This window comes from Shewanella surugensis (assembly GCF_023284005.1).
Classification (GTDB): Bacteria; Pseudomonadota; Gammaproteobacteria; order Enterobacterales; family Shewanellaceae; genus Shewanella; species Shewanella surugensis.
The window spans coordinates 1-8,862 of record NZ_JAKIKS010000167.1 but is presented as its reverse complement, the minus strand read 5'-3'; the positions used below and the strand labels follow the sequence as shown (position 1 = coordinate 8,862).

The window sequence follows — 8,862 nt, the reverse complement described above, 5'->3', positions numbered from 1 at the left end:
TATTGGTTTTTCATTTGAGAACCTTGGCCGATTTTGTGAGAGATTGAAGCTTATAGGCAGCTAACCCTCTTTTCTATACCAAAGTGTGTCGGTTATTATGGCAATCTAAGCGGTAACATTATTTGCACATGGACCTTTTTGTCCTGATGATGAGCCCGTAAATGTCGATGATTTTTATCCGCAAATCGTTGTTGAAGCCAAAAAAGTCCTTGAGCGGCGTGATAAAGGCAAAATTATCATCACAGGGCACAGCGGAGAATATCAAGGTATTGAATATGTCGATAACCGCCGCGTCGATGAAATACAATTAAAAATACCGCTAAGGGCCATGTAGTCAGCTTTCTCTTTCACCTTTCCGAACACTCATTAGACTATTCGTGAATAACAACAAGATCTTAAGAGTGATAAGTTTGTGGTCGAAATCAAGTGCTTTAAAGGATGCCATTTGTTTTAACATCGATGGTTACAGGTAAAAAGGAGAGAGGGATGAAGGTGCAGCTGATAACGCTGAAGTGGTATGAAAAGTTAGCCTGTATGTGGCCGCTGGGGCTCATTTTTGTGAGCGGAGCCGTGGGGGGTCTGTTTGGGGGTATGGCTTTTACGTTAAATTTACGAATATTTAACAAAGACTGGTCTGATCCGAAGAAGTATCTCTATATCGTGTTAACTGGGTTAGGGGTAATAGTGGCCTATTTTATTATTATTGTTGCTTTGGCGCTGATCTTTCCTGATTGGTTTGGGTAATATGAGTGAGTGCTGATGCGCTAACTCACGTTTGTCCCATAATGGTTTTGCGGGAATATACTACCAGCAAAGTACTTGGTAAGGCTTGCATATTAGGCTCTGGCTAATAAATGATGTGGAATTATAATTAAAAGCATATGGCAGCGACTCATGAGGAAGACGCCCTTATCATCGGTTGAACTGATATAACATCTTAAGCCTTTACCTGATACTTGAGCTGTCAGTGCCATACTGTAATATTCACTGTGATCTGGATTGTCAGCGGTATGTTTTAGCATTCCATAATAACTCGATAAATGAGTGCCGCTATGGCCACTGACACATTCTCCTCGAACATAGAAAGTATCCCCTTGTACTGTGATCTTGTTGACTTTAGTGAGTTGATGCCAAGAGTTTGCTTCAGCCTAGGCTGAGCCAGCCATGAGTATTGAGAAGAGTCCTATAAATAAAAGATGCTAGAGTTAGGCTTAATCAGACAGCATTAGCAGATAAAATGGTAGACCTTGCATCTAGCAAGCTTCAGCATAAAAGCTTTTCTTCTTGGTTAAGAGCTTACAAAGTAAAGTGATAATAAAATAACGATCGTTCCCCTTTAAGGTTTGAGAAAATAAAGCTAATAACAACTGGAACCGGTGTTTAGATAGTCGATCGTTCGAGTTTCACTTCTCCGATAACCTATAGATCAGTAGGGCGTTTGCAATTCACTTCGTTCTTAAACACCTGGCCATATCACGACAAACCAACTCCGGTTCCGATCGATTTCACATCCCGAACGCGTCGAAACGTATGTACGTTACACTGGCAATTATCCGATCAGATCTGAAGAACCACATCTAAGAGTCATTCTTTGTGTCTCTTCTTGATGGGTCATGGTTTGGGCTAGTTTTCTTCTTCGTTCAGGATTAAGGTCCACGAATAAGTTCTGTAGTCCGTCGTTGCGATGATGTCCTGAAGGGTTTCTTCGGACTCCGCACGAAGCACAATCCACGCTGTCGACCGATCTTCCGCGATATACGGCAAGTCCTCTATAATCCGATCAGCAATTAGTTGTTGGTCTGCCGGATTTGGCAGATGTAGGCGTCCTTGTAGTCCCAGATCTGATCTGGTGGCTTGGACAAACCAGCGTTTCAGGTTTTGATTAATATCATTGTTGGCAACATTGATCGGAGGATCGTTTCGGATCAAGGTCCATATATAAGTTTGGTAGTCGTTTAGCGGCATCGTCGCGAAGATGTCTTGAAGGGTCTCTTCGGATCCCGCACGAAGCACAATCCACGCCGTCGACCGATCGGCAGCGACAAGCGCCAAGTCTTCCTGGATCCCATCGTCACGTCGTTGTTGGTCTGCTGCATTTGCCAGATACAGACGTTCTTGCAGAACATCCTCTGAGCCGGGAATGATGGTGGCTTGGACAAGCCAGCGTTGCAGGTTTTGATCAATATCATCGTTGGCAAAAGCACTGATCGGAAGCGCTAAGGTGAACAGGCAGCCGACGGCGATTGAGGTGATTGTAGTTTTAATGTGTTTGAGCATGTTAGATTTTTCCTTTCTGGTGTGCTGGACCTAGGTACTGCAATGGGTGTATGACGTTAGGTCATCATTACAATCCTTACTAGCATGTTATTACCTTAGCGGTATTTCATAATACCACGTCGACTATGCTATGATATTTGTGAATACCATTCAAGTGAAACATGCCTTTATCACGGAAACTGCCATGAATACCAAGCCGAGCAAAAAGGATAAAATAATCGCAGCTGCGCGTGAGTTGTTTACTCAGTACGGCTTTAAAACGACCTCGCTCGATATGATCATCAAGAAAACAGGGGGATCGCGGCGAAATATCTACACATACTTTGATGGAAGAGATGGGCTTATTAGAGCAGTTCTTGAAAGTATCGCTGAGGATGTCCTAAGAACCTTTGAAAGCCTGCCACCAGATGACACTCCGGCCAAAGTTTGGCTAACGGTGCTAGGTGAAACCTATCTGAAAACGATGACAAGGTATGACGTAGTTGGAATGTTTCGCCAGCTCATTGCGCTTTCAGATGAGGATCACAATATAGGCAAGTTGGCCTTTTCGAAAGGACCAGAAGTCCTCGCCAAACGAGTCGAAGGCTACCTTCGGTACAAGTGTGTTTGTGGCAATCTAAAGATTGATGATGCAAGGGCCGCTGCGTATATTTTCATCGAAATGATCAAGGGTGAATTCGTGCTAAAGGCACTGATGACTCATTCAGCTGCGCTTGAGGAAGATCAAATCTCGGAGCACGTAGGCGTGGTTGTCAAAATGTTCCTTAAAGGGACGGAGAACGTGTCAGAATTACGGGGGATTGCATATTGATAATATGGCTATTCGTTCATATTATAGAACCCCATTCTGTAAGAATATTAGAATGAAAAAAGGACATCCGCGTTAAGAAAGTAGCGTTTATGTTAGAAGCACCGAGCAGCTTTTGATGCCCCATTTTCTGAGCAAGGGCTTTTAGTTTGTGTGCCGCGTCGACAAAGCCTTAAAGCGACTTTCGAATTGAGTGGCCGTATACACCCAGTGCTTAGGGTCGATCTTGTGCTCATTGTTAATTATTGTGCTTCTGGTTTGAGGTATAAATAGCATAAAAGCGATAGCGTTAAGGCTAGCGCGCCGATTTTAAACATAGTGACATAACTAAGATTAACACTGAGTCCATAAGAGAAGGCGTAGCTGGCGATAAATTGTGATGCGCCATAGAGTAATGTCATATATGCCCAGTATTTAGCGTGGTGCTGCATTGAGACTAAGTGACCAATAAATAGCGACATTAAGGTGACCAATGCAATTAAATAAAAGCCTGACAAAAAGGCACTGATCGCGACAAAAATCAATGAAGGGAACCAAGCGATGAGAAACAAACTGATTATTCCGATAATACCTGTAATGATCACGCCTAAAAAGTTACCTAATTTGTGATGTAAAATACCTGCAGATATCGCACCTACTGCTGCTCCCAAGCCTAATATTGCAAATAGCGTACTGCTGTATTGTAAACTCATATGTAACGTACGATGTGCGTAATCGGATAAAAAGAGTAAGCTGGGGGTGAGTCCGACTCCATATAACCCATAGCCGATAAGCGCAATGGTAAATGTTCTTTTTTGTGAATGGGTTAAGTTTATCTTCTGTACTTGCTTTGTTGGTCTATATGAGGGGGCGTTAGCACATTTTTGCCATGTTAATAGCACTAACACTAATGTGATAAGTACTAACCCAATCCATATGCCGGTTACATTTCCCACTGAAAAAAATAGTGGAATGCTGATACTGCTTAAAGCGGTCCCAACTCCAATACCAGCGAAAATAATCCCGCTTATCATGGCTTTTTGAGAGTCAGGTAGATGCGTTAATATTAGACTTGGGGCTAAAATCATTATGGCCCCACCATTAATGCCTAGTACTAATCGCCATATGGTTAACCACCAATACCCGAATTCAAATGTGCAAAGAGCGGCTGCAACAAGAGAGATCGTTAATAGGCTGAGCATTAAGTGTGATGTTTTAAAGAGTTGATTGAGTTTGTGAGCGGTTAGCGCACCTAAAAAATAGCCTAAGAAATTAGCGCTTCCCACATAGCCCGCTTGAACATTGCTGAGCCAGTGTTCATTGATTAAAAAAGGGATAGCAGGGGTGTAGGCAAAGCGATTAATGCCTAAGGCCAATAACAGTAAACAAAATCCAGAAAATGCATTATAGAAGCCCGCTTTTTTATGGGAGAAAACCATGTATGGGCTGCTTTTTATGAGGGGGGATGATATTAATATAGACGAAGAATTAGTACTAAAACATATTGATTTTAAATGGTATGACTAGAGGCTGTACCTTTATGTTAAATTTTAGATCGTTCCAATAGATAGCCATTGATGCTATCTATTGGATAAGGGCTTACTTATTGATTACTTCCCCCATGGATTGAGGGGCAGTTTGTTGGTGACTGCAGATGATTTTGGCTTGGATGGTGAGTGGGATTTATGACTCATTGTGGCTTTATTTGTGCTCTTGCACTCTTCTTTTCTTCGATCATGATTGCTATTAGCCGTTTGTTTGCCATCGGTCTCTTTTTTATTTTTTGGCACATAATTTAAAATCGACATGGGAACGGATTTTTTAGGTGCGAAGCCTTCGATTTCTTTACGCGTGATCAGGTGCCCAAGCTTAGTCTCAATGGCACATAAGTTTTTAAAGTCATCTTTAGAGACTAAAGAGACCGCTTCACCTTCGCTACCTGCGCGGCCTGTACGACCAATACGATGAATATAATCATCAGCAGGATAAGGCAGGTCGTAATTAACGACTCTTGGCAGGCTATCAATATCGATACCTCTAGCAGCAATACCAGTAGCGATTAACAAGCTGATTTTTCCAGATTTAAAATCGGCTAAAATGCGCTCGCGTATTTCTTGGCTACGGCCGCCATGAATACACTCAGCTGTTATGCCGCGTTTTTCAAGTTGGCTAACGAGCTTAGCCGCTCCGTGCTTAGTTTCAATAAAAATCAGCGTTTGCTGCCACTGTTGCTCACTGATCAAATGACTCAATAAAGCTGATTTTTTATCTTTATCAACAGTAATTAACCATTGGTCAATTTTTGTTGGAGCTGATTTATCAATGACTGAAATTTCAACGGGTTTAGCGATTGTCGTTTTAGCTAAAGCGCGTACTTGATTGGAAAGGGTTGCCGAAAATAATAAATTCTGTCTTTCTTGAGGTAATTTATCCATGATCTTATTGATGTCTTCAATAAAACCCATATCCAGCATTCTATCGGCTTCATCTAAGACTAAAATTTCTATCTCATCAAAATGTATGGCTCTTTGAGTATACATATCGAGTAAGCGTCCTGGAGTCGCAACGAGAATATCGACGCCCTGGATCAATGCTTGTTTTTGTGGCTCGAGCGGGACACCACCATACATGGCTAAAGAGGTAAGATTGAGATGGGTACTGTATTGTGTAATATTATGTTCAACTTGTACGGCGAGCTCACGAGTCGGGGTGATGATTAATGCCCGTATGCGTTTTTTGCGTAATGTTTCAAAGTGCTTTAGTTTTTCTAAAATGGGGAGGACAAAACTGGCCGTTTTACCGGTACCCGTTTGGGCTGCAGCAATAACATTTCTACCCGACAAAATAACTGGAATAGCCTTAGCTTGAACGGGAGTGGGTACAGTATAACCTTGTTCGGTTATGGCTTTTATAATGGGATCGCTTAATCCTAGTTTAGAAAAAGGCATTGATATCTCAGTTGGTTATTCAATAATAGGTCAATTGCTAAATCTGCCTAGTTGTATTCATTAAAGACAGCAAGGCAGAGTGGCGTGTGCGTATTATATCAGTAAGTGAGAAATAAATATTTTTATAAATTAATTTGGTAGCTATCTGGGATCGGTGTTTCAAATTCCAGAGTGGCCCTAGGTGTTGAATCTTCGCCTTCTATAAACAGTTCCGAGATGGTGACATAGGGAGACCAACTTTCAGCTGCAGCATGTATTGATGTAGGAAAAAGCATAAAAGAAAAAATAACCCAAGGCTTACACATAAATATCTCAATTAAAACAATAATGGATAATTTTATTATTATATTTTGTTTCATTTGTGTTTCCATTGTTTTTTTTATTTGACAATGTTGGTTAATTGTACTTTTATCTGGAGATTAGTTCACATACCCCCTTTCATTGTTGTCACACAACCAATTGATTATCTTGATTAAATAAAGAGTTGTAAATAATGTTTCTGAAACGCTTTATATGTATAAAAACAAGCTTGCAATACCGTCGCCACAGGCGTAAAAGCTCTGTTTGATCATTGTTTAATTGAAGTCTGCTATGAATCGTTCTTTACAAGGTAATTTAATTGCGATTACTGCGTTTGCGGTGTGGGGATTAACTCCGATGTTTTATGGGCTGCTCGAAGGGCAAAATACCATTGAGTTATTAGTTCATCGTATTTTTTGGTCTGTTCCGTTGATTTTTATATTCAGCCGATTGATAAGTATGCGCTATGATTTTAAAAGCATTTTGGCTGATAAAGTTTCGTTATGTTATAGCTTTTTAGCCGCTTCAGTGATGTGCGTGAGTTGGTATGCATTTATTTATGCTGTGACACATCAGCAAGTGTTAACAGCCAGTTTAGGTTTTTTTATTAACCCTCTGATCACTATTGTGCTCAGTATTGTGTTGTTGAAAGAAAAGCCAACAACAGGCCAAGCGGTTGCCATTGTATTTAGCTTCTTAGGGGTCAGCTATCTAATTATTACTACTGGAAAAGTCCCTATTTTGGCGTTGTTAATGGGCGGTTTTTTTGCGTTGTATGGCGTGTTAAAAAAAGGCGTACGTTATGATGCAATGACATCAGTGATGGTTGAATCTGTGGTGCTGTTTCCATTTGCGGCAGCGGCGTTGATTTATCAAGGCATATCGCATTCTGGTGTCTTTTTTCAAAGTGATCTGAGTACTCAAATTTATTTCATGCTCACTGCTCCTATGACCTTAGTACCTGTGATACTGTTTTCTCTCGCATTAAGGCGGACATCATTGACTTCTATTGGGCTTATTCAATATTTAGAACCGAGCTTACAATTTATGTTGGCGACATTATTTTTTGGCGAGTTATTAGATGTGCATAAGTTAGTTACATTTTCATTTATTTGGGTTGGGCTCTTGTGTTGTATGTACCCAAGCCGCTTAACGATGCATGTTTTCAGAGCCCGTAAAAAGGCGTAGTTCAAGGCGCATGATTGTAGGAATGCTTATTAGCCTTTTAAGATAATGCAACACAGAAGTAGGCATTTTTACGGACTCCCAAAGGGCTGGTTTAAAACACATTTATGCTGTGTTATTGAACATCAACTTAGAATAACTAAGCTATCAGTTCAATACCTTGCTTAAAAAGTGTTTTTATTCCAGCTGAATCCTGCATCGTCAAGTGGTTTGGGTATATTAAGTGGCCACCCATACTGGCCCGTTCTAAAATGATTGAACATAAGCAAAATAAACGGTTAAAAAAGGACTACTGACACTTTCTGACAGGGGAGTGCGATAAGGTGAGTGTATTACTTATCTTTTAAAGGGACATTTATTCAGCAATATACTTGCTAATGAGTGATATGATCTTCAAGTGAAGCGTATATCTCACTTAAAGATCAGCATAAAGCAGTACTATTCCTCCATCCAACTCATGTCGGGCAGTAAGTCTAAATGAGACTCATAACGCACTAAGTTAAAAGCAGTTTGCTCTTGCATGACGTCAAGCACTTCTACTGACAACGCGCAAGCAATCGCTTCTATCGCTTCATCACGAGGTGTTCCGGTCATCATTAACCGCATTAGAGTGGCTTTAACTTTAATGGGATTTCCATCAGATAATTGATTTTCAACTATTTGTTTAAGGTGTTCACCGGTCATGACACCATCATCTTCAGTACTCATTTTACCTCTATACATCACTGGATGTTATTTTGACTGAATATCTTACTTGTTTTTACTATTGGCAGTGGGTTTATTTTTGTTGGAAATGAGTAATGTCTTGTATCGATGGCAATGAAGGGAAAACATCTTTTTGAGCACATGTTATTGCGCCAGGTAAGGTTGCAAAGTCCATGATTGATTGCAGTTCACTTTATTCATTAATATGCGGTTTTAATGTTATGTTTTTATTAGAATAATGGTTAGGTGGGATAGCTTGTTATACTTTAGCAGGGTGGGAGTGAACAATTAGTTTATAACAGAAGATTTAATATCCGTTAGTTGTATAAGTATCTCTTAATGTCAGTCTGTTTATTTTTAATATATTGATTGTTTAATATGTCGTTAAAAATAGGTAGAAGATCAATATCTCTTGATTAAATACATCAACTCATTAGACTAGTTGGTTGGGGGAATTCGTTTTTTTGATAGACCAAGTATAAGGTTATTATGGCAATCTAAGCTTAACTAAAAGTTATCGTATATTTTGACGGATAATTATCCATGATATTTTTTACACTCTCTTTGAGTGCATCAAAAGTGATAAAATCATGGCAAGATAACCATTCATACTTTATCTTTTTCCACAGTATTTCAATGATATTGAGTTCAGGGGAGTAA

Annotated in this window: 9 protein-coding genes; 3 read left to right on the top strand and 6 right to left on the bottom strand. The window is 40.1% G+C overall.

Annotated features, from left to right (window positions below; all coding sequences use genetic code 11):
* Positions 1 to 486 precede the first annotated feature (486 nt).
* Entirely contained in the window at positions 487 to 744 is a 258-nt protein-coding gene (locus L2764_RS24255) for a hypothetical protein (RefSeq protein ID WP_248942942.1), read from the top strand.
* Positions 745 to 1,623: 879 nt separating this feature from the next.
* Here L2764_RS24255 and L2764_RS24250 read toward each other — a convergent pair.
* Entirely contained in the window at positions 1,624 to 2,277 is a 654-nt protein-coding gene (locus L2764_RS24250; RefSeq protein ID WP_248942941.1) for a hypothetical protein, read from the bottom strand.
* A 184-nt stretch (positions 2,278 to 2,461) separates the two neighbouring features.
* Between L2764_RS24250 and L2764_RS24245 the strand changes: the two genes are divergently transcribed.
* The gene (locus L2764_RS24245; RefSeq protein WP_248942940.1) at positions 2,462 to 3,088 is read left to right on the top strand and encodes a TetR/AcrR family transcriptional regulator; all 627 of its coding nucleotides are present in this window, start codon (positions 2,462 to 2,464) and stop codon (positions 3,086 to 3,088) included.
* A gap of 239 nt (positions 3,089 to 3,327) precedes the next feature.
* Here the strand turns inward: L2764_RS24245 and L2764_RS24240 are convergent, their stop codons facing one another.
* The 3 genes from L2764_RS24240 to L2764_RS24230 all read right to left on the bottom strand — a co-directional run bounded on the left by L2764_RS24240 (position 3,328) and on the right by L2764_RS24230 (position 6,371).
* Positions 3,328 to 4,503: a YbfB/YjiJ family MFS transporter gene (locus L2764_RS24240; protein ID WP_248942939.1), complete on the bottom strand. Its 1,176-nt coding sequence runs from the start codon at positions 4,501 to 4,503 to the stop codon at positions 3,328 to 3,330.
* 171 nt (positions 4,504 to 4,674) lie between these two features.
* Complete coding sequence (locus L2764_RS24235) at positions 4,675 to 6,012, bottom strand: DEAD/DEAH box helicase (RefSeq protein ID WP_248942938.1); 1,338 nt, start codon at positions 6,010 to 6,012, stop codon at positions 4,675 to 4,677.
* A gap of 122 nt (positions 6,013 to 6,134) precedes the next feature.
* On the bottom strand, positions 6,135 to 6,371 hold the full coding sequence (locus tag L2764_RS24230; protein WP_248942937.1) for a hypothetical protein: 237 nt from the start codon (positions 6,369 to 6,371) through the stop codon (positions 6,135 to 6,137).
* A gap of 232 nt (positions 6,372 to 6,603) precedes the next feature.
* On the opposite strand from L2764_RS24230, the gene L2764_RS24225 reads away from it, so the two are divergent.
* Positions 6,604 to 7,500 carry an EamA family transporter gene (locus L2764_RS24225; protein WP_248942936.1) on the top strand — a complete coding sequence of 299 codons (897 nt, stop codon included), beginning with the start codon at positions 6,604 to 6,606 and terminating at the stop codon, positions 7,498 to 7,500.
* Between the two features lie 435 nt (positions 7,501 to 7,935).
* On the opposite strand, the gene L2764_RS24220 is transcribed toward L2764_RS24225, so the two are convergent.
* Together L2764_RS24220 and L2764_RS24215 are read right to left on the bottom strand one after the other, a co-directional pair.
* Complete coding sequence (locus L2764_RS24220; RefSeq protein ID WP_248942935.1) at positions 7,936 to 8,205, bottom strand: hypothetical protein; 270 nt, start codon at positions 8,203 to 8,205, stop codon at positions 7,936 to 7,938.
* Positions 8,206 to 8,705: 500 nt separating this feature from the next.
* A partial coding sequence (locus L2764_RS24215; protein ID WP_248942943.1) for a transposase occupies positions 8,706 to 8,862 on the bottom strand: 157 nt, incomplete at its 5' end.

What these genes read in the sequence shown, in the direction of transcription:
- L2764_RS24255 (WP_248942942.1), top strand. Translation starts at nt 487, where the DNA reads ATGAAGGTGCAGCTGATAACGCTGAAGTGGTATGAAAAGTTAGCCTGT.
- L2764_RS24250 (WP_248942941.1), bottom strand. Translation starts at nt 2,277, where the DNA reads ATGCTCAAACACATTAAAACTACAATCACCTCAATCGCCGTCGGCTGC.
- L2764_RS24245 (WP_248942940.1), top strand. Translation starts at nt 2,462, where the DNA reads ATGAATACCAAGCCGAGCAAAAAGGATAAAATAATCGCAGCTGCGCGT.
- L2764_RS24240 (WP_248942939.1), bottom strand. Translation starts at nt 4,503, where the DNA reads ATGGTTTTCTCCCATAAAAAAGCGGGCTTCTATAATGCATTTTCTGGA.
- L2764_RS24235 (WP_248942938.1), bottom strand. Translation starts at nt 6,012, where the DNA reads ATGCCTTTTTCTAAACTAGGATTAAGCGATCCCATTATAAAAGCCATA.
- L2764_RS24230 (WP_248942937.1), bottom strand. Translation starts at nt 6,371, where the DNA reads ATGAAACAAAATATAATAATAAAATTATCCATTATTGTTTTAATTGAG.
- L2764_RS24225 (WP_248942936.1), top strand. Translation starts at nt 6,604, where the DNA reads ATGAATCGTTCTTTACAAGGTAATTTAATTGCGATTACTGCGTTTGCG.
- L2764_RS24220 (WP_248942935.1), bottom strand. Translation starts at nt 8,205, where the DNA reads ATGAGTACTGAAGATGATGGTGTCATGACCGGTGAACACCTTAAACAA.